This is a genomic window from Saccharopolyspora sp. NPDC002578 (assembly GCF_053592695.1).
Window position 1 is genome coordinate 48,603 of sequence record NZ_JBSFWJ010000033.1, and the last position, 18,884, is coordinate 67,486.

Annotated in this window: 14 protein-coding genes; 8 read left to right on the forward strand and 6 right to left on the reverse strand. The window is 70.9% G+C overall.

What is annotated here, in order from left to right; translation table 11 throughout:
- Window positions 1–84 precede the first annotated feature (84 nt).
- From ACWD38_RS17275 to ACWD38_RS17285, 3 genes are all read right to left on the reverse strand, one after another.
- Window positions 85–1,950 carry an arabinofuranosyltransferase gene (locus ACWD38_RS17275; protein WP_450124427.1) on the reverse strand — a complete coding sequence of 622 codons (1,866 nt, stop codon included), beginning with the start codon at window positions 1,948–1,950 and terminating at the stop codon, window positions 85–87.
- Between the two features lie 582 nt (window positions 1,951–2,532).
- Window positions 2,533–3,177, reverse strand: a complete 645-nt coding sequence (locus ACWD38_RS17280) for a response regulator transcription factor (protein WP_450124428.1) — start codon at window positions 3,175–3,177, stop codon at window positions 2,533–2,535.
- Window positions 3,174–4,295, reverse strand: coding sequence for a sensor histidine kinase (locus tag ACWD38_RS17285; protein ID WP_343071308.1), 1,122 nt, complete (start codon window positions 4,293–4,295; stop codon window positions 3,174–3,176). The genes ACWD38_RS17280 and ACWD38_RS17285 overlap by 4 nt, the downstream gene beginning before the upstream one ends.
- A 131-nt stretch (window positions 4,296–4,426) precedes the next feature.
- On the opposite strand from ACWD38_RS17285, the gene ACWD38_RS17290 reads away from it, so the two are divergent.
- Both ACWD38_RS17290 and ACWD38_RS17295 read left to right on the forward strand, forming a co-directional pair.
- Window positions 4,427–5,104 carry a methyltransferase domain-containing protein gene (locus tag ACWD38_RS17290; RefSeq protein ID WP_184478426.1) on the forward strand — a complete coding sequence of 226 codons (678 nt, stop codon included), beginning with the start codon at window positions 4,427–4,429 and terminating at the stop codon, window positions 5,102–5,104.
- Entirely contained in the window at window positions 5,104–5,739 is a 636-nt protein-coding gene (locus ACWD38_RS17295) for a DedA family protein (RefSeq protein ID WP_184478428.1), read from the forward strand. The genes ACWD38_RS17290 and ACWD38_RS17295 overlap by 1 nt, the downstream gene beginning before the upstream one ends.
- Window positions 5,740–5,741: 2 nt before the next feature.
- On the opposite strand, the gene ACWD38_RS17300 is transcribed toward ACWD38_RS17295, so the two are convergent.
- Window positions 5,742–6,563, reverse strand: a complete 822-nt coding sequence (locus ACWD38_RS17300) for a BTAD domain-containing putative transcriptional regulator (protein WP_184478430.1) — start codon at window positions 6,561–6,563, stop codon at window positions 5,742–5,744.
- Between the two features lie 611 nt (window positions 6,564–7,174).
- Here ACWD38_RS17300 and ACWD38_RS17305 point away from each other — a divergent pair.
- The 4 genes from ACWD38_RS17305 to ACWD38_RS17320 all read left to right on the forward strand — a co-directional run bounded on the left by ACWD38_RS17305 (window position 7,175) and on the right by ACWD38_RS17320 (window position 12,415).
- Window positions 7,175–8,545, forward strand: coding sequence for an MFS transporter (locus ACWD38_RS17305; protein ID WP_343071309.1), 1,371 nt, complete (start codon window positions 7,175–7,177; stop codon window positions 8,543–8,545).
- A gap of 355 nt (window positions 8,546–8,900) precedes the next feature.
- Window positions 8,901–9,953 carry a hypothetical protein gene (locus ACWD38_RS17310; protein WP_450124429.1) on the forward strand — a complete coding sequence of 351 codons (1,053 nt, stop codon included), beginning with the start codon at window positions 8,901–8,903 and terminating at the stop codon, window positions 9,951–9,953.
- Between the two features lie 498 nt (window positions 9,954–10,451).
- Complete coding sequence (locus ACWD38_RS17315) at window positions 10,452–11,645, forward strand: CaiB/BaiF CoA transferase family protein (RefSeq protein ID WP_184478435.1); 1,194 nt, start codon at window positions 10,452–10,454, stop codon at window positions 11,643–11,645.
- A complete protein-coding gene (locus ACWD38_RS17320; protein WP_450124430.1) occupies window positions 11,642–12,415 on the forward strand; it encodes an enoyl-CoA hydratase/isomerase family protein in 774 nt (257 codons plus the stop codon). Before ACWD38_RS17315 ends, ACWD38_RS17320 begins: the two co-directional genes overlap by 4 nt.
- Window positions 12,416–12,430: 15 nt before the next feature.
- Here the strand turns inward: ACWD38_RS17320 and ACWD38_RS17325 are convergent, their stop codons facing one another.
- Both ACWD38_RS17325 and ACWD38_RS17330 read right to left on the reverse strand, forming a co-directional pair.
- Window positions 12,431–13,204, reverse strand: a complete 774-nt coding sequence (locus ACWD38_RS17325; protein ID WP_221315757.1) for an IclR family transcriptional regulator — start codon at window positions 13,202–13,204, stop codon at window positions 12,431–12,433.
- A 54-nt stretch (window positions 13,205–13,258) separates the two neighbouring features.
- Window positions 13,259–14,578, reverse strand: coding sequence for an SLC13 family permease (locus tag ACWD38_RS17330; RefSeq protein ID WP_184478439.1), 1,320 nt, complete (start codon window positions 14,576–14,578; stop codon window positions 13,259–13,261).
- Window positions 14,579–14,725: 147 nt separating this feature from the next.
- Between ACWD38_RS17330 and ACWD38_RS17335 the strand changes: the two genes are divergently transcribed.
- Both ACWD38_RS17335 and ACWD38_RS17340 read left to right on the forward strand, forming a co-directional pair.
- Window positions 14,726–15,892 carry a pyridoxal-phosphate-dependent aminotransferase family protein gene (locus tag ACWD38_RS17335; protein WP_450124431.1) on the forward strand — a complete coding sequence of 389 codons (1,167 nt, stop codon included), beginning with the start codon at window positions 14,726–14,728 and terminating at the stop codon, window positions 15,890–15,892.
- Window positions 15,892–18,762, forward strand: a complete 2,871-nt coding sequence (locus ACWD38_RS17340) for an FAD-binding and (Fe-S)-binding domain-containing protein (protein ID WP_450124432.1) — start codon at window positions 15,892–15,894, stop codon at window positions 18,760–18,762. The genes ACWD38_RS17335 and ACWD38_RS17340 overlap by 1 nt, the downstream gene beginning before the upstream one ends.
- The last annotated feature ends 122 nt before the right edge of the window (window positions 18,763–18,884 follow it).

The following is an 18,884-nucleotide window of genomic DNA, read 5'->3' on the forward strand; positions in this document are numbered from 1 at the left end:
CTCATCGCGACTGGTTCTCTGAGGCAAGGCTAACCTGATGATGGGGTCCGCTTCACCTCACCCGGGCAGGACCGCCCGAAACGATCAGCGCGTAGCGATCACCGCGAACGGGCCCGCGTCACGCCGGACGAAGGCGGGCGAGTCGAACAGCGCCGGGTCGAACCGCACGTCGTAGACCTGGACGTTGGGCTGGTGCGGGAACGCGTCGTGCGACAGCGTCAGGTGCAGCCCGTCGCTCTCGCGGCGCAGCAGGAACGCGTCCGGAGCGGGGAACGGACTGCGCCGCAGCAGCGCGGACAGCTCGCCGGGACCGCGCGCCGCCGCCCACTCGCGGATCACGGCGGCGCGGTCCTCGTAGGCCGACAGCGGGTTCGCGTAGTGCGGCGTCTCCTGCTGGAAACCCCAGTACGGGGCGAACGACATGATCGGGTGGTAGGTCGTGAGCACCGTGATTTCCGCAGGTGTGCGGCCGGTGAGCTCGCCGAGCGCGGCCGTGAGCTCGTCGTTCCAGGAGCCGGGCAGCGCCGGGTCGGTTCGACGCTGCGCGTTGGCCCCCGTCGGGTAGTAGTCCTGGTAAGCCGGAGCCGCCGATTCGTCCACAGTGGACGCGAGCGCGGTTTCGACGGTGCTCACCGCACCCGCCAGCGGCAGCAGGAGACCGAGCGCCGCGACCTGCCGCCGGAACCGGGCGTCCAGCCGGGTGCTGGCCCAGCCCCACAGGTCGAGCAGCCCCAGCACTCCGGCCACCGCCAGCAGCACCTCCAGCGCGGCCGTGGTCCGGAACGCCAGCAACGTCGTCTGCGCCGCCACCGCCAGCGTCGACAAGCCGAACCACGCGTACACCGAGGCCGTCAGCACCAGCAGCGCCGCCGCGGCCTCGCTGCGCCGGAACGCCAGCACCAGCCAGCAGAAACCGGCCAGGCACAACGCGCCGAACAAGGTCGGTTCGAGGAACGGGAACGGCGGCACCGACTCCGCGGGCAGGTACCGGTTCGCAGCGCCGGCCGATGCGGCACCGCCCAGCTTCGCCAGCACGAACGGCGCCCACACCAGCAGCGCCACCGCCGCCGCGACCGCGCCGATCACCGCGAGCCGCAGCACCGGTCCGCCGACCACGCGGCGCCACGCGCCACCCGCCCGCAGCCGCCGCGCGGCGACCACGGCCGCCATCACCACCAGCACCATCGCCGCGAACGCCAGGTACAGCGCGTAGGTGATCGCCGCGAAGCCCAGGTACAGCCCGATGCCCACCGTCGCGGCCCGGTGCGGATGTTCGCGGCAGCGCAGCACGTGCCAGGCCGCGACCGCGACCGGCACCAGCCACGCCACCGACATCCACGCGTACGGCTCGTCGAAGCCGTGCAGGAACCCGCTGAGCGTGGTGGCGACCGCGCACAGCACGGCGATCCGCCTGCGGACCACGGCGCTCCACAACGTGAACGCGACTCCCGCGGTCACCGCGATCGTCAGCAGCGCGAACGGTTTGAACGCGGCCCACCCCGGCATCCCGGTCAGCTCCGCGAAACGTCCTCCGAGCCAGAACCAGCCCGCCGGGTAGTACGGCGCCAGGCCGGGGTAGTTCATGTCGGCGAGCGCGGGCGAATCGGCGAACCGCGTCAGGTACTGCATCCGGAACATCTGGTCGACCGAGACGCCGCCGTAGTACAGCCGCGTCGGCTCCAGCGGCCACGCCAGCACGGTGGTCGCCAGCGCGGGCAGCGCCACCCACACCGCGGGCAGCCGCAGCGCCGCGGGGACCCGGTCCGCCCAGCGGGCGCCGCCGAGCAGCAGCGCCAGCAGCAGCGCGGCGCAGGCGGTGGCGGCGATCGCGGGGAGCTCGGTGGGGACGCTGAGCCCGAGCCGGGCGATGGGGAACTGCACCGCGAGACTCACGCCGACGGCCACCACCACGACGACCGGGAGTTCACCCGCCAACCGCCCCGGCGACATCCGAAGTGAGCACCCGTGCGCATTCCCTGCGCCACCCGCAGCCGAACTCATGATCAGGTGACCATACGTATCCAGAGATCACCTACAAGGGCCAATAAGACGGACGAACAATACGACGAACGCCCGAACCCGCCACCCCACCCGATGCACGAACCGCCCATCCACGGACAACTTCCACAATTCCGCGGAAATTGCTCAGCCCCGACCAGACTCGAAACCCACCCGCGAACTCGGCGAGGCAACTGCTCAAGTCGGCAGTTCGACCTCTCCCGAAATCCCGCCGGAACGAACCAGGTCCGGCATGGTTCTCGAAGGGGGAGACCGCAGCACCGTCGGGTGCGCACCATCGACCTCGGCTTCCCGAACGCACGGCGCCGGCGGTCGTTGTCCTGTCAGCGGCGAAGCCGCTGAGCAGTGACCACCAAAGCAGGCCGACGACCCGCGGGTTCTCAGGTGCTTCCTCGCGAGGACGGCTTTTTCCCTCGTGGCGGAGCCACTCGGGAAAAAGATCCCGCAGCGAGGAAGCACCTGAGGTTCCGCCACCCGAACCCCTGCTCAAGCCGAGACCGACAGCAGGCGGGCTCAGTTCTCGGCCAGCCAGGCGCAGAGGGCTGCTTGGACGCGGTTGCCCACTTCGAGCGCGGCGAGGATGCGGCTCACGTGCGCCTTCACGGTGCTCTCCCGCATCCCGAGGGCGGTCGCGATCTCGGCGTTGCCGCCGCCCGCAGCCAGCTCGGCCAGCACTTCGCGTTCCCGCGGGGTGAGCCGGTCGATCTTCGCGCGCGCCGCGGCGGCTTCCGCGCCGGTGTCGCGGTGGTAGTGGTCGACGAGCCTGCGCGCCGCCGCCGGGTGCAGCATCGCCTGCCCGTGCGCGACGACCCGCACGGCGCGCACGATCTCGGCGGGTTCGCTGTCCTTGAGCAGGAATCCGGCCGCGCCCGCGGCGAGCGCGCCGTGGACGTACTCGTCGAGGTCGAACGTCGTCAACGTGACGACCTGCGGCGGATCGGGCAGCGCGCGCAGCTTCCCGGTGGCCTGGATGCCGTCCATGCGCGGCATCCGCACGTCCATCAGCACGACGTCGACCCGGTGGGCGGTAGCCTGCTCGACCGCTTCGAGCCCGTCGCCGGCCTGGGCGACGACGTCGATGTCGGGGGCGTCGTCGAGGATGTCGGCGAGCGCGAGGCGCACCAGCGTGTCGTCGTCGACGATCAACGTGCGGATCATGTCCCCTCCGGGGAGTGGTCGCCGGCCGGGATGCGCGCGCTCAGCCGCCAGCCGCCCGCGCCGGACGGCCCGTGCTCCAGCGTTCCGTGCAGCGCGTCCACGCGCTCCGCCAAGCCGAGCAGGCCGTGCCCGCCCGGTTCCCGGCGCGAGCCGGGATCGCCCGCCGTGTTCTCCACGTCCACTGTGGACTCCGGCGGGCCGTGCTCCACCCGCACCCGCACGCTCGATCCCGGAGCGTGCTTGCGCGCGTTGGTCAACGCCTCCTGCACCACGCGGTAGATCGCGAGCCGGTGGCTGAACGGCAGCGCGGTCGCGGCGCCCCGGATCTCCGCCTCCACCTGCTGGCCCGCCGCGCGCGCCTCGTCCAGCAGCACCGGCAGCTCCCGCAGCTGCCGCGGTCCCGGAGCGCCCTCGGTCTCCGGGGCGCGCAGCCCGCCGAGCACGTCGCGCAGGTCCCGCAACGCGTCCGTGGAGGTGGCCCGCAGCAGATCGATGCGATCGGCGACCTGCGGGGGCAGGTCCGCCGAATGCCGTTGCAATGCGCCGGTGTGCAACGCCAGCACGCTCAGCGAGTGCGCCAGGGCGTCGTGCAGTTCGGAGGCGACGCGGATCCGCTCGGCCATCCGGGCGTGCTCGGCCCGCAGCTCCCGCTCCACCCGCAGCTGTTCGACCTGCGCGGTCATGCTCGTCAGCAGCCGCCTGCGGCTGCCCGCCCACATCCCCAGCGCCACCACCGCGACCAGCAGCAGCACCGGCCCGTACGAACGGGTGCTCCACAGCGATTGCTGCGGCTGCCCCAGGAAGTTCCCCGCCATGGCCGCCGCCGCGCACACCGCCGCCGCCACCAGCCTGCCGCGGGAGGCGAACGAGAACAGCACCACCACCAGCGGCAGCACCGCGCCCAGCGCCGCCGCGAGCGCCGTCGCCAGCACGGCGGGCACGGCCGGGTACCTCGTGCGCCACGCGAGCGCGGCCGTGGTCAGCACCGCCGCACCGACCTGCGGGCTGAGCACGGTGCCTCCCGCGACCACGTACCCCTCCTGCGCGGACAGCAGGCCTACCGCCAGCAGCAGCGCCGCCTCGGCCCACGGCCGGAGCGGACGTTCGGTCCCGTCCACCGCGCACCTCCCGCCGCGTCCGCGGTCATGACGGTCGAGCATAGAAATCAGCCGACCCCCTACTTTCGTACCGGTCGCCGTGTCCGAGCGACCGATGCCGATTCGGCCACCGCGCCCTACCGTGGGCGAACGTGGCCCAGATCCAGACACCGAACACCAGAGCCGGATGGCTGAACTTCTCCCGCGAGGCCGTCCGCAGCTTCCACACGACCGGCGCGTTCGCGCCGAGCAGCGCCCGCCTGGCCGCCCGGCTCGCCGCACCGCTCGCGCCGCCGCAGCAGCGGAACCCGGCGCGCGTGCTGGAAGTCGGCGCGGGCAGCGGTGTCGTGACCCGAGCGCTTGCCCGACGGCTCGGCCCCGCCGACCGGCTCGACGTGGTCGAGGTCAACCCCCGCTTCGTGCGGATGCTCGCCGAGTCGCTGCGCACCGACTTCGCGCTCTCGGCGGCGTCGGACCGCATCCGGCTGCACGAGCGGTCGATCCTCGACGCGGAGCTGGAACCCCGCTACGACGTCGTCGTCTCCGGTTTGCCGTTCACGAACTTCGACCCGGCCGTGGTGCGGTCGATGCTGCAACGCCACGTCGACCTCCTGGTGCCGGGTGGGGACCTGACGTTCTTCGGCTACCTCGGCACCCAGCGGGCGCGGACCGCGTTCGCCGGTCGCGCCGAAGCGCGGCGGCACCGCGGGGCGGTGGCGGTCGAACGCGAGTTCATCGACCGCTACGGCCTCGGCCGGGCGACGGTCTGGCGCAACCTGCCGCCCGCGCACGTCTGGCACCTGCGCGCGCCGAGCCCGGAGCAGACCTGATGCCCGCCCCGGCCGAGTGGCTCGCGCAGCTGCCGCCGCTGACCGCGTACGGGCTGCTCGCGGGCCTGGTGTTCGTCGAGGGCGTCCTCGTGGTCAGCCCGTTCGTGCCGACCTTGGGGCCGTTGCTGGTCGCGGGAGCGCTCGCGTACTCCGGCGCGCTCGACCTGTGGCTGGTGGTGCTGTTCGCCGCCCTCGGCGCGGTCTGCGGCGACGCCCTGGGCTTCTACACCGGGCTGCGGCTCGGGCCACGGCTGCGTTCCACCCGCGTCGCCCGCCGCGCGCACCGGGCGTGGGACCGGGCGAGCGACCTGTTCCGCCGCCACGGCGGCCCCGCGCTCATCCCGTGCCGCTTCGTCCCGCTGGTCCGGTCCGCGGCACCGCACCTGGTGGGCGCCTCCGGCATGCCGTACCGGCGGATGGCGCCCTACAGCGCGCTTGCCGCGGTGCTGTGGACGTGCGGCGAAGGCGGTGTCGGCTACCTCGTCGGCGCCTCCTACACCGGCCTGTCCGGGGTGTTCGGCGTGGTGCCGGTGGTCGCGGCCGTGGTCGTGGCGCTGGGCATCGTGCTCTGGCGGCGTCGCCGTCGCCGCGAGCGGCACGAGGACCCGCGGGCGGAAGCCGAGCCGGTGTCGTAGCACTACGGTGCGGGCACTCGGCATTCGGTGAGCGCCCGCTCGTCGTCGCGCAGGATCGCCAGGTGCAGCGCGCGCACTTCCGCGCTCGGGTCCACGCCGAACTCGTCGCGGATCCGCACCGTCAGTTCGCCGTAGGCCATCAGCGCCTCCACCCGACGGCCGCAGCGGTACAGCGCGAGCATGAACTGCCGCCAGAACGGTTCGTGGAAGGGGTGCTCGAAGGTCAGCGCGCGCAGTTCCGCGACGAGTTCGTCGTGGCGCCCCATGGCGAGGGACAGCGCCGCGCGGCGTTCCAGCGCCCACATCCACTGCTCGTTGAGCCGGGGGACGACCTCGCGGTGCAGCGAGTCCGAAGCGACGTCCGGCAGCACCCGGCCGCGCCACAGGGCCAGCGCCGCGCGCAGCGCCTCGGATTCCCGGGCAGGGTCGCCCGAGCGGGCCGCCGCGCGCGCGGAGCCCAGCAGCTCGGTGAACCGGGCGAGGTCGAGGTTCTCCGGCGGCAGCTCGATCATGTACCCGGCGTGCGAGGTGCGGATCAGTTCGGCCGCCGGTCCGAACGGGTCCTTCATCGCGTGCCGGAGCCGGGTCAGGCAGGTGTGCAGCGCGCGTCGCGGCCGGTGCGGCGGGGTGGCGTCCCAGATCCGGTCGACCAGTTCCTCCACGGACACGACCTGGTTGAACTTGACGAGCAGGGCCGCGAGCAGCACGCGTTGCCTGCCGCCGGGGACCGGGAGCCCGCGGCCTCCGACCTGCACCGACAGCGGTCCGAGCACGTGGAACGACAGCGACCGGTTCACCTCGAACCTCCCCAGTGTGGCGTCCACCGACCGCCTGCTCGCGGCCGCTCGCCGGCCGTGCGGTGAGTTCCGGCGCGCCGCGGTCGCCGTGGAATGCGCCGGGCCGGGCCGGAATTGGATCGCCTCTTTCTAGCACCGTTGTTCAGGGCGCGGCAATGGAATTGTCCGATGTTCGGCGAAGTGCGGATTCGAGGATCGATGCTTCCTTTGCAGCTCGTATTTGCAATGGTGTCGAGCGATGCTTCGCCGATCGTGAAAGTGGCAAATTATCCACGTTTATGAGAAGTGATCACTCGGCGTGGCGGGGCCTTGTTCCTTCGTTGGGGTGAATATCGTCGGCAACCCGGCGAGTCCGGCGGTCCGGTTTGTCGCGCTTGTTTCTCATGTCCAGGATATGCTGCCTGAACTGCGAAAAGAACAAATCGGACGACGCGGGTGGGGATTCGGCTCGAATTCGCGCGGTGGCTCTCGATTCGCTCGAAGGGGGAACTAGGGTGGCCCCCGAGACCTGGAGATCAGTTGCTCCGCGAGGGCTCGGGGATCGCTCGGGCCGGCGGCGAGAAGCAGGTAGAGGGGTGTTCGCCTTGTCAGGGGATGGCTCGTCCGACGCGAATTCGGGCGAATTTTCTGTATCGGACGTGACGGTCACCGAACCGAACGTGATTCGGCGCGCGGTCGGTGCGGCTGCCATCGGCAACGTCACGGAGTGGTTCGACTTCGGCGTCTACTCCTACTTGGCGGTGAAGATCGAGGGAGTGTTCTTCACCGGCCTGTCACCGACGATGGGCACGATCGCGACGCTGGGGACCTTCGCGGCGGCGTTCCTGGTGCGCCCGTTCGGAGGCCTGTTCTTCGGGCCGCTCGGTGACCGGATCGGCAGGCAGAAGGTGCTGTCGCTGACCGTGATCATGATGGCGATCAGCACGTTCATCATCGGCATCCTGCCCGACTACCACGCCATCGGTGTCGCGGCACCGATGCTGTTGTTGCTGGCCAGGCTGCTGCAAGGCTTCTCCACCGGTGGCGAGTACGGCGGGGCGATGGCGTTCATCGCCGAGTACGCGCCGGACCGCAGGCGCGGATTCCTGTGCAGCTTCCTGGAGTTCGGCACGCTGACCGGCTACGCGCTCGGCGCCACGTTCGCGACGGTGCTGGAGGCCACGCTCTCCGAGGACGCCCTGCTCAGCTGGGGCTGGCGCATCCCGTTCCTGATCGCGGGCCCGATCGGCGGCGTCGGGTTGTACCTGCGGATGAAGCTGGAGGAGACCCCGGCGTTCGCGAAGATCGCCGCGGAGTCCGAGGGCCGCGAGGGCAACCAGACGCTGAGCGAGTTCCGCAAGATCTTCATCAACCACTGGCCCGCGATGCTGGTGTGCGGCGGGATCGTGCTGGTCTTCAACGTCACCAACTACATGCTGACCAGCTACATGCCGACCTACCTCACCCAGACGCTGCCGCAGCACGGGCACGCGGGCACGCCCAGCGTGGTCTCCGAGGTGCTGCAGATCCTCGTGCTGCTGGCGTCGATGGTGCTGATCACGTTCGTGGGGCGGCTCAGCGACAAGATCGGGCGCAAACCGGTGCTCTACACGGGCTGCGTGCTGCTGGTGGTGCTGTCCATCCCGGCGATCATGCTGCTGAAGATCGGTGGCACGGTGGCGACCTTCGGCGGCCTGCTGCTGATGGGGTTGATGCTGCTGTGCTTCAACTCCACGTGTCCGTCGGTGCTGCCCGCGCTGTTCCCGACCGACATCCGCTACGGCGGGCTGTCGATCGCGTTCAACATCGCGGTGTCGCTGTTCGGCGGCACGACGGCGACGGTGGTGGCGAGCTTGATCGCGCTGACCGGCAACATCGACATCCCCGCCTACTACCTGATGGGGGCCGGGGTGATCGGCGCGGTCGCCGTGTACTTCGCGAAGGAGACCGCGGGCAAGCGCCTGCCCGGTTCGCCCCCGGCCGCCGTGGACCACGCGGAGGCCGAGCGACTGGTCGCCGCCCAGAAGTAACCCGACCGGAACGACCGAAGGGGCCCCGCTGTTCATCAGCGGGGCTCCTGCGTGCGCGTGCCCCTGATGGATTTCCGCCCGGGTGCGGAGTCGAGTCCGGCGGAAGGCGGGCTCGTCGCTGCGAGATCCCGACGGGACCGAGCCCGTCGGTGGTGTGTGCAAATCTGTGCGGGTGCGGGTGCGAAGTGACGACGGTGCAGAGCTCAACGCCGAGTTCGCAGTGGAGGCCGACGAGGCCCACCTCAACTTGATCCTGGAGAGCGCAGGCGGGAGGACGAAGGAAGGTCGCCCGCGCAATGATCAGTACGTCGATGCGCTGACGCTGCTGCTGAGCCGGTTGCGGGAGCGCCGGGCCGTGTTGCTCGCCGCCCTGGTCGTGTCGACGCGGGTATCGGGCCTGCCCGAGCAGGAGCGCACTCTGGTGTCGGGGCCGTTGGAGCTCGCCACGATCGCTGACATCGGGCGGCTGAGACTGGACATCACCAGCGCTCAAGGGCGGGTGGGACTCCCTGCCGGCGCGACGAAGGAAGGCAACAACCGTAAGCGGATCCAGCTCCGGCTCACCGTGCCCGGCTACGGTCCGGCCGACGCCGCCCGCCTCGCAGCCGAACTGGCTGGTGCCGAGCGGGACTGGCACCCGGGTCTGCCGGATGCGCGCACGTTGTTGCTGGCCCTCATCGGCGGGGAGATCTCGACCGCGACCGGTGAGTCGAACGTCGTGGTCGGCGTGCACGGCGATACCGCCCTGGTCAGGGCGGAGCGTTCGGAACATGAAATCCCGGTGGGCGTGGGCGAGGTGCAGAAGGGGCTCGACCTGCTCGCCTCGCAGGGCGCGGTCCGCCTGCGCGTCGATGAGCTCGGGCACCGCAGCTCGTTCATCGGGGCAGTGCTGGCGACGTTGCCCGACGCGCGGTTCACGCGGGATCCCCTTGCGGTCGAGCTCGATGGGCGGAGCGCTTCACAGGTGGCGCAGGACCGGCACTTCGGCGATGTGGATGCCACGTCCCTGGTCAAGGTGCGGAGGGAGCAAGCACGGCTCCGCGAGGTGCTGGTGGGCGATCGGGACGAAGCGCACTGCGCGCTCTGCGGTCACGCGTACCCGCTGTCGTTCCTGGTGGCCGCGCACGTGAAGAAACGCGCGCTGTGCACCGACGAAGAGCGCAGAGATCTGCTCCACGTGGCGATGTTGGCGTGCAGCTTCGGGTGCGACGCGCTCTACGAGACCGGATGGATCACGGTCGACGATCGCGGACGCGTTCTGGCGGCTCCGACGGAATCGCTTCCTGCCGGCCGGTTCCGGGACCTCGTGCACCACCTGTCCGGCAGGCGGTGCGCAGCCCACAACGAGCGATCCGAGGTCTACTTCTCGTGGCACCGCGCCACGGTGTTCCGAGGTGGCGTCGGCTAGCGGGTGCGCCGGACGGTCGACGACGTCGCCGAACGACCGGGGGAGTCGCCCGGAGGTCGGGAGGACTCCCTCGGCCGTAGCGCACTGCGAGTGGGCTCAGCGGGGGGTGGCGCGCAGGACCGAGCGGGTCCAGGCGGTGATGGCGCCTGCGATCGAGAACAGTCCGAGCGCTTCGACCGACAGCGCGACGATGATGTGGTTCATCCGGAACTCCTGTGACAACGCGACGTGATCATGTCCGGGAAACGTCGTGAAGGCTGATCGAGGCGACCTGCCGCCTCTCGTTGCCACTGCTCGACCCATCTCCCGCCCGGTGCATCGCTGCGCTCGACCTGTGTATTTCAAGCGACCGGGAAGTCGATGTGTGAGTCGGGTCACCTGATCGCGGGCGCCTTCTCCCGGTGGTTCGCGGCGGTTGACCGCGCCTTCGATGTGCTCGTACGGTTATGCCGTCACAAACAGGCTGTGCCGCATGACGGCACGGATCGGCGGGCAACGATGACGTTCGCGCTGGAGAACCTGACCGTGCTCGACCTGACCCAGGTCATGGCCGGGCCCTACTGCTGCCAACTGCTCGGCGACCTCGGCGCCGACGTGATCAAAGTGGAGCCGGTCGGCCGGGGCGACGCGACCCGCCAGGCGACCGGGCACCGGCTGCCGCACGGCGAGAGCGCCGCCTTCCTCGCGGTGAACCGGAACAAGCGCGGCATCGCGCTGGACCTCAAGTCCGAGGCCGGGCGGGAGACCTTCTACCGCCTGGTGGACGAGGCCGACGTCGTGGTGGAGAGCTTCCGGCCGGGCGTGGCGGCCCGGCTCGGCGTGGACTACCCGACGCTGCGCGAGCGCAACGAGCGGATCGTCTACGCGTCCATCTCCGGTTTCGGCCAGACGGGTCCGTATTCGCAGCGCGCCGGTTACGACCTGATCGCCCAGGCGATGTCGGGGATCATGAGCGTGACCGGGGACGCGGGCGGTCCGCCCACCAAATCCGGGGTGCCCGTCGCGGACCTGTCCGCCGGGCTGTTCTGCGCGGTCGGCATCCTCAGCGCCTGCCTGTCCCGTGCGGCCACCGGCCGGGGCCAGGCCGTGGACACCTCGCTCTACGACGCCGCGCTGGCGTTGTCGATCTGGGAGACCTCCGAGCTGTGGGCCACCGGCCGGGCGCCGGGCAGGCTGGGCTCGGCGCACCGGGTGAACGCGCCGTACGAGGCGCTGCCCACCCGCGACGGCCACCTCACGATCGGCGCGAACAACGAACGCCTGTGGCAGCGGCTGTGCGCGGTGCTGGAACGGCCGGAACTCCCGGCCGACGAGCGGTTCGCCACGAACACCGATCGGGTGCGCCACCGCGTGGAGCTGGCGGGCGAACTCGCCCGGACGCTGCGCACCCGCGACACCGAGGAGTGGGCGGAGCTGCTGCTGGAAGCGGGCGTCCCGGTCGGGCCGATCCGCGACTACGCGCAGTCCTGCGCCGATCCGCACACCCTCGCCCGCGAGATGGTCCTGGAACTGGAGCACCCGACCGAAGGCACCGTCCGATCGCTGGGCGTGCCGGTGAAGCTCAGCGGCACCCCCGCCGGAGTGCGCCGGGTCGCGCCGGGACTGGGGGAGCACACCGACGAACTGCTGCGCGCCACCGGGCGCTCCGACGAGGAGATCCGGGCGCTGCGAGCCGAAGGAGCCGTGGAATGACCGGGCAGCTGCGCACCGAGTTCACCGGGACCGTCGCCACCGCCACCTTCGACCGGCCCGCGGCGCGCAACGCGATGACCTGGGAGATGTACGACGGGCTCGCCGAGTTCTGCGAGCGCGTCGCCGCCGATCCGCGGGTGCGGGTCGCGGTGCTGCGCGGGGCGGGCGGCAAGGCCTTCGTCGCGGGCACCGACATCGCCCAGTTCCGCGATTTCCGCACCGGCGCGGACGGGCACGAGTACGAGCGCCGCATCGACGCGGTGGTGGACGCGGTGGAGCGGATCCCGGTGCCGACGATCGCGGTGATCGACGGCTACGCGACCGGCGGCGGGCTCACCCTCGCCGCGGCGTGCGATCTGCGGATCTGCTCGCAGCGCGCGAAGTTCGGGCTGCCCATCGCCCGGACCGTCGGCAACTGCCTGTCGATGCGCAACTACGCGCGCCTGGTGAGCCTGATCGGAGCCGGACGCGCGATGCACTTGATCTGCACGGCCGGGTTCATCGGCGCGGAGCAGGCCGAACGCGCCGGCCTGGCCTCCGAGGTGCTGGCGGAGTCCGAATTGGACGGACGGGTCGCGGAGCTGTGCGCGCAGCTCGCCGACCAGGCGCCGCTGACGATGCGAGCGAGCAAGGAGGCGATCCGCAGGCTGCGGGAGCACGCGCTGCCCTCCGGCGACGACCTCGTCGAATCCTGCTACGGCAGCGAGGACTTCCGCGAAGGGGTGCGCGCGTTCACCGAGAAGCGCCGCCCGCAGTGGCGTGGCCGGTGATGGCCGGTGGGTGGTTCAACGAGGATCCACCGCCGGTCGGTGTCCCAGTGTCGCGCTGACCCTGGCCGCGGCCTCGACGACCAGCGCGCCGTAGCGCTCCCGCAGTTCCGGTGTGATCCGGTCGGCGGGAGCGGAGATGGACAGGCCCGCGATCGGTTCCCCGGTGTCGTCGAAGACGGCCGCCGCGACCGCCGCGATGTCCGCGCGCCACTCGGCGAAGTTCGCCGCGTACCCGAGCTCGGCCACCCGGTCGAGCTCGGTGGAGAACTCCGACCAGTCGACGATGGTGTTGTCGGTGTAGCGCGCCAGGTCCTCGCCGACGATCCGCCGCGCCGACTCGCGCGGCATGCCCGCCAGCATCGCCTTGCCGTTGGACGAGCCGTGCAACGGCACGGTGCTGCCCAGCGGCAGCACGGCCCGGATGGGGTGCTCGGTCTCGATCCGCTCGATGAGCACGGCGTGATCGCCTTCGCGCACCATCAGGTGCGCGGTCTCGCCGGTCTCCCGGCGCAGCTCGTGCATGACCGCGGTGGCCGCGTCCCGCACGCCGATGTCGGACACGGCGTGCTGGCCCACTTGGAACGCGCGGGTCGTGAGCACCCAGCGGGTCACGTCGGCGCCGTCCGGGCAGATCCAGCCCGCGGTCCACAGCGTCCGGAGCGCGCGCTGCACGGTGCTCTTCGGCATCCGCAGCCTGCGGGCGAGTTCGCCGACTCCGGCGGGCTGGGTGTGCGCGACCTCTTCGAGCACCCGGAAAGCGGAGAGCACGGTGCGCATTCCTTCGCTCATACCGGCAGTTTATCCGGTTCGGCCCGCCGAGCCGCTGCTCGGCGGGCCACCGGATCACAGCCAGCCGGGCAGCACGAACAGCGCGCAGGCCACCACGGGGCCGACGGCGATCATGCTCATGCCCCAGGCCATCAGCTTCCGGAACACGCCGTCGCGCAGTTCCGGCGGGGAGCTCGCGACGACCAGGGCTCCGCTGGTGGAGAACGGCGAGGAGTCCACCACGGACGACGCCACCGTCAGCGCGATGATCAGGCCCATGGTGCCGACCTGACCGGTCAGCAGGAACGGCACCGCGAGCGGGATGAGCGCGCCGAGGATGCCGGTGGTGGAGGCGAACGCGGACACCGCCGCGCCGATCAAGCAGATCACGAAGGCCGCCAGCAGCGGAACGCCGATGCCCGCCACGCCGTCGCCGAGGAATTCGATGGTGCCGATGCGTTCCATCATGCTCACGTACGTCACCACCCCGCAGATCAGCAGCACCGTCGGCCAGGCCACCTGGCCCACGCACGCGGTGGTGGTCCGCGGGAAGATCACGCACAGCACGGTGGCGATGCTCAGCGACAGCAGCCCGACGTCGAATTCGAGCGCGAGCGCGCCGATCGCGAGCACGATCAATCCGGTCAGCGTCAGCGCCCGCTGCGCGTTGAGCGCGGTGACTTCGGTGATGGTGGCCGTTCCGGAAGCGGTGATCGTAGTGGTCCCGGCACCGCCGGACGGTTCTTCCTCGATTCGGACGGGCGGTTCGGATTCGGTTTCGACTTTTCGATGCAGCAGTTCTCGGCCGCCGAAGATGAAGAAGACGACCACGCTGAGCGCCAGGTTGAACGCGAATTGGCTGCCCCAGAGCAGCAGCGGGTTCCCGGGAAGTCCGCTGCGTTCGACGACGCCGTTGGTGATGCTGCCGAAAATGCTGATCGGCGAGAAGCCGCCCGCGGTGGCGCCGTTGATGATGAGCAGGCCCATCAGCATCGGGCTGATCCGGTAGCGCGCCGCGAAGCTCAGCCCGATCGGGGCCATGATCGCCACGGCGCCCGGAACCACCGCGCCGACCATGGTCAGCAGGCTTGTGACCAGGAACATCACCCAGGGTACGAGGGCGATTCGCCCGCGCACCGCGCGGACTCCGGCGTGGATGAGCCAGTCCACGGTCCCGTTGCTCTTGGCGATGGCGAACAGGAGGGTGACGCCGACGAGCACCGCGAAGAGGTCGCCGGGAAAGCCCGCGAACAGATCATCGGCACTCTCGCGGATCAGGAATGTGCCGACCAGGAATGTTCCGAGAAATGCCACGGCTCCCATGTTCACCGAGCGCAACGTGGCGATGAGAAATATGAGGACAAGACCGATGATGGACCAGATCTGTACGGACATGTGACTCCTCGATTCGAGGCGGTCGTCGGCTCGGGGAGGGAGCGGAATCAAATTCCGTGATGCGAGATCAACGTCTCGCCGCCGGGGAAGTATGACCCCGGACACAATTGACGGTCAAGAGCTCTGAATAGACCAGGAGAGATTCCGATGGCGCAGCCGATCGGCCGGCACTTCCTGCAAATTCCCGGCCCCACGAACGTTCCCGACCGCGTTCTCCGCGCGATGTCCGCCCCCACCATCGACCACCGCGGGCCCGAGTTCGCGGCGCTCACCCGCGAAGTGCTGTCCGCGGTGCGGCCGGTGTTCGGCACCAGCGGGCCGGTGCTGATCTACCCGTCCTCGGGGACCGGGGCGTGGGAGGCCGCGCTGGTGAACACGCTGAGCCCCGGTGACCGCGTGCTCGCCTTCGAGACCGGCCACTTCGCGACCCTGTGGCGGGAGATGGCCGAGAACCTGGGGCTGCGAGTCGATTTCGTGCCGGGGGACTGGCGGCGCGGCGTCGACCCGGAGGTGGTGCGGCAGCGGCTGGCCGACGACGCCGACCACGAGATCAAGGCCGTGTGCGCCGTGCACAACGAGACCTCGACGGCGGTCACCAGCCGCATCGAGGAGGTGCGGCGGGCGATCGACGACGCGGCGCACCCGGCGCTGCTGCTGGTGGACACGATCTCGTCGCTGGGCTCGGTGGACTTCCGCCACGACGAGTGGGGCGTCGACGTGACGATCTCCTGCTCGCAGAAGGGCCTGATGCTGCCGCCCGGTCTGGGCTTCAACGCGATCAGCGAGAAGGCGTTGCGCGCGCGGGAATCCGCGACGCTGCCGCGGTCCTACTGGGACTGGGGTCCGATCCTGGCGGCGAACGAGCGCGGGTTCTTCCACAGCACCCCGGCGACGAACCTGCTCTACGGCCTGCTCGAAGCTCTGCGCATGCTGGAAGAAGAAGGCCTGCCGGAGGTGTTCCGCCGCCACCGCCGCCACGCCGCCGCGACCCGCGCGGCCGTGCGCGGCTGGGGCCTGGAGACGTTGTGCCTGGACGAGCGGGAGCATTCGCCCGCGCTGACCGCCGTGCTGCTGCCGCAGGGCCACGACGCCGACGCGTTCCGGGGGCTGGTGCTCAACCGGTTCAACATGTCGCTGGGCGCGGGCCTGGGCAAGCTCGCGGGCACCGTGTTCCGCATCGGCCACCTGGGAGATTTCAACGACGTGTCGTTGGCCGGAACGCTCTCCGGGGTGCAGATGGGCTTGGAACTGGCGGGCGTGCCGATCGACCAGGGCGGCATCACCGCCGCGCTGCGGGTGCTGGAGGAGGCGTGATGAGCGACCTGGAACGGCGGCTGAAGGCGGACGTGGCCGGTGAGGTCGAGTTCGACGACTACACCCGGCACCTGTTCTCCCGCGACGCCAGCATGTACGCGATCACGCCGCTGGGCGTGGTGTTCCCGCGCGACGCCGACGACGTCGCGGCGGCGGTCGCGGCGGCGGCCGAGCACGGCGTCCCGGTGGTGCCGCGCGGCGCGGGGACCAGCCTCGCGGGCCAGACCGTGGGCCCCGGCATCGTGCTCGACATGTCCCGCCACCTGCACCGGATCGTGGAACTGGACCCGGAGGCGCGGACCGCGCGGGTGCAGCCGGGCGTGGTGCAGGACCAGCTCAACCGCGCCGCCGCCCCGCACGGGCTGATGTTCGGCCCGGACACCTCCACGAGCAATCGCGCCACGCTCGGCGGCATGATCGGCAACAACTCGGCGGGCAGCGGTTCGGTCCGCCACGGCATGACGATCGACCACGTCCGGGAGCTGGACGTGGTGCTCTCGGACGCGTCCACGGCCCGGTTCGGACCCGTCGACGACGAGCAGCGGCAGCGGCGGGCGGCCGGGTCGACGCTCGAAGCGCGGCTGTACCGGGAACTGCCGCGGATCGTCGCCGAGGACGCAGACGCGATCTCCCGCGGTTTTCCCGAGTTCTGGCGCCGGGCGGGCGGCTACCGCCTGGACCGGCTGGCCGAGCCGACGCCGTTCGACCTCGCCGAGTTCGTGGTGGGTTCGGAGGGCACGCTCGTCGTGGCCACCGGCGCGCTGGTGAACCTGGTGCCGAAACCGCGCACCACGGTGATCGCCGTCGGCCACTTCACCTCCACGCAGGCCGCGATCGCCGCCACCGACGACGCGCTGTCCTGCGACCCGTCCGGTGTGGAGCTGATGGACCGCACCATCCTGGACCTGTCGCGGCAGCGCATCGAGTACGCCTCGCTCGGCACCATCCTCGAAGGCGATCCGGACGCGCTGCTGTTCGTCAGCTTCACCGGCGACGACGAGGACGAGCTGGTGGGGCGGCTGCGGCGGCTCACCGCGCGGTGGCGCAAGCACGGGCACGGCTACCACACCTTGGAGGCCGTGACCCCGCAGCAGCAGTCGGCGCTGCTGAAGGTCCGCAAGTCCAGCCTGGGCCTGCTGATGGCGGCGGGCGAAGGGACGCGCCGTCCGCTGGCGTTCGTCGAGGACACCGCCGTCGACCCGAAGCACCTCCCGGAGTACACCGCGAAGTTCGCGCAGATCCTCGACCGCCACGACATGAAGGCCGGCTTCTACGGCCACTGCTCGGTCGGCTGCCTGCACATCCGGCCGTTCGTGGACTTGGCGCGGCCCGGCGAGGTGGAGAAGATGCGGGCCGTCGCCGAAGAGGTGAAGTCGCTGGTCACCGAGTACGGCGGGGTGAACTCCAGCGAACACGGCGACGGCCTGGCGCGCAGCGAGTTCAACCGGGAGCTGTTCGGCGAGGAGCTCTACGCCGCGATGTGCCGGGTGAAGCGGCTGTTCGACCCGGCGGGCACCCTCAACCCCGGCAAGATCGTCGAAGCCCCGCCGATGACCGAGTACCTGCGCGACGCCGAACAACCGGTGCCGGGACCGTTCCGCACCCGGTTGTCCTTCGACGTCGTCGGCGGGATGCGCGGCGCGGCCGACCGGTGCATGAACATCGGGTTGTGCCGCAAGAGCTCCAGCGGCGTGATGTGCCCGTCGTACATGGCCACGACCAAGGAAGAAGACGCCACTCGCGGCCGGGCGAACGCGCTGGTGAAGGCGCTGTCCGAACCGGACCCGAAGCGCGCGCTCGGCGACGAGCGGCTGCACGAGGTGCTGGACCTCTGCTTGATGTGCAAGGCGTGCAAGAGCGAATGCCCGCTGGGCGTGGACATGGCCAAGCTCAAGAGCGAAACCCTGTCGCACCACCACGACGAGCACGGGGTGCCGCTGCGCTCGCGGGTGTTCGGATCGATCCGCGCGCTGAACCGGCTCGGGGCGGCGACGGCTCCGCTGTCGAACCTGCCGGGGCGGATTCCGGTGCTGCGCAAGCTGATGCGGCGAGCGCTGGGCATCACCGAGCACCGGCCGTTGCCGCGCTTCGAACGCCGCCACCTCGGTTCGTGGTTCCGCGGGCGCCGGGTTCGCGAGCGGGCGCCGCGCGGGCCGATCCTGTTCCTCGCGGACTCGTTCACCACCTACACCGAACCGGCGATCGGCCGCGCGGCCGTGGAGCTGCTGGAACGCGCGGGCTACGAGGTGCGGCTCGTCGACGAGGGATGCTGCGGGCGTTCCAGCCTGTCGAAGGGCCTGGTCGACGACGCGAAGGCCAAGGCGCGCGACCTGGTGTCGCGGCTGGCCGGGTCGGACGCCCCGATCGTCGGGTGCGAGCCGTCCTGCGTGCTCACCTTGCGCGACGAGACCTTGTCGCTGCTGCCCGACGACCCGGCCGCCCGCGACGTCGCGGGCCGGGTGCGCCAGATCGAGGAGGTGCTGTCCGAGGCGATCGACGCGGGCGACCTGGAACTGTCCGAGGACACCTGGCCGGCGCGGCGGCGCGTGCTGTTCCACGGGCACTGCCACCAGAAGGCGGAGGTGGGCACGGCCGCGACGGTCGGCCTGCTGCGGCGCATCCCGCAGGCGGCGGTGGAGGAGGTCGACGCCGGGTGCTGCGGCATGGCCGGGTCGTTCGGCTTCGAGGCCGAGCACTACGAGATGTCGATGACCGTCGGCTCGGACCGGCTCTTCCCGGCGGTGCGCGCGGAACCCGCCACGACGATCATCGCGGCCACCGGGGTGTCCTGCCGCCAGCAGATCGCCCACGGCACGCCCCGCGAAGCCCACCACCCTCTGGAACTACTACACGCATCACTGAAGCGGTGAGTGCCTGTTCTCGTCTCCTCCTGCGTAGGGGGCGGGTGGCGGAACCTCAGCGTTCTTCTCGCTGCGGGATCTTTTTCCCGAGTGGCTCCGCCACGAGGGAAAAAGCCGTCCTCGCGAGAAGA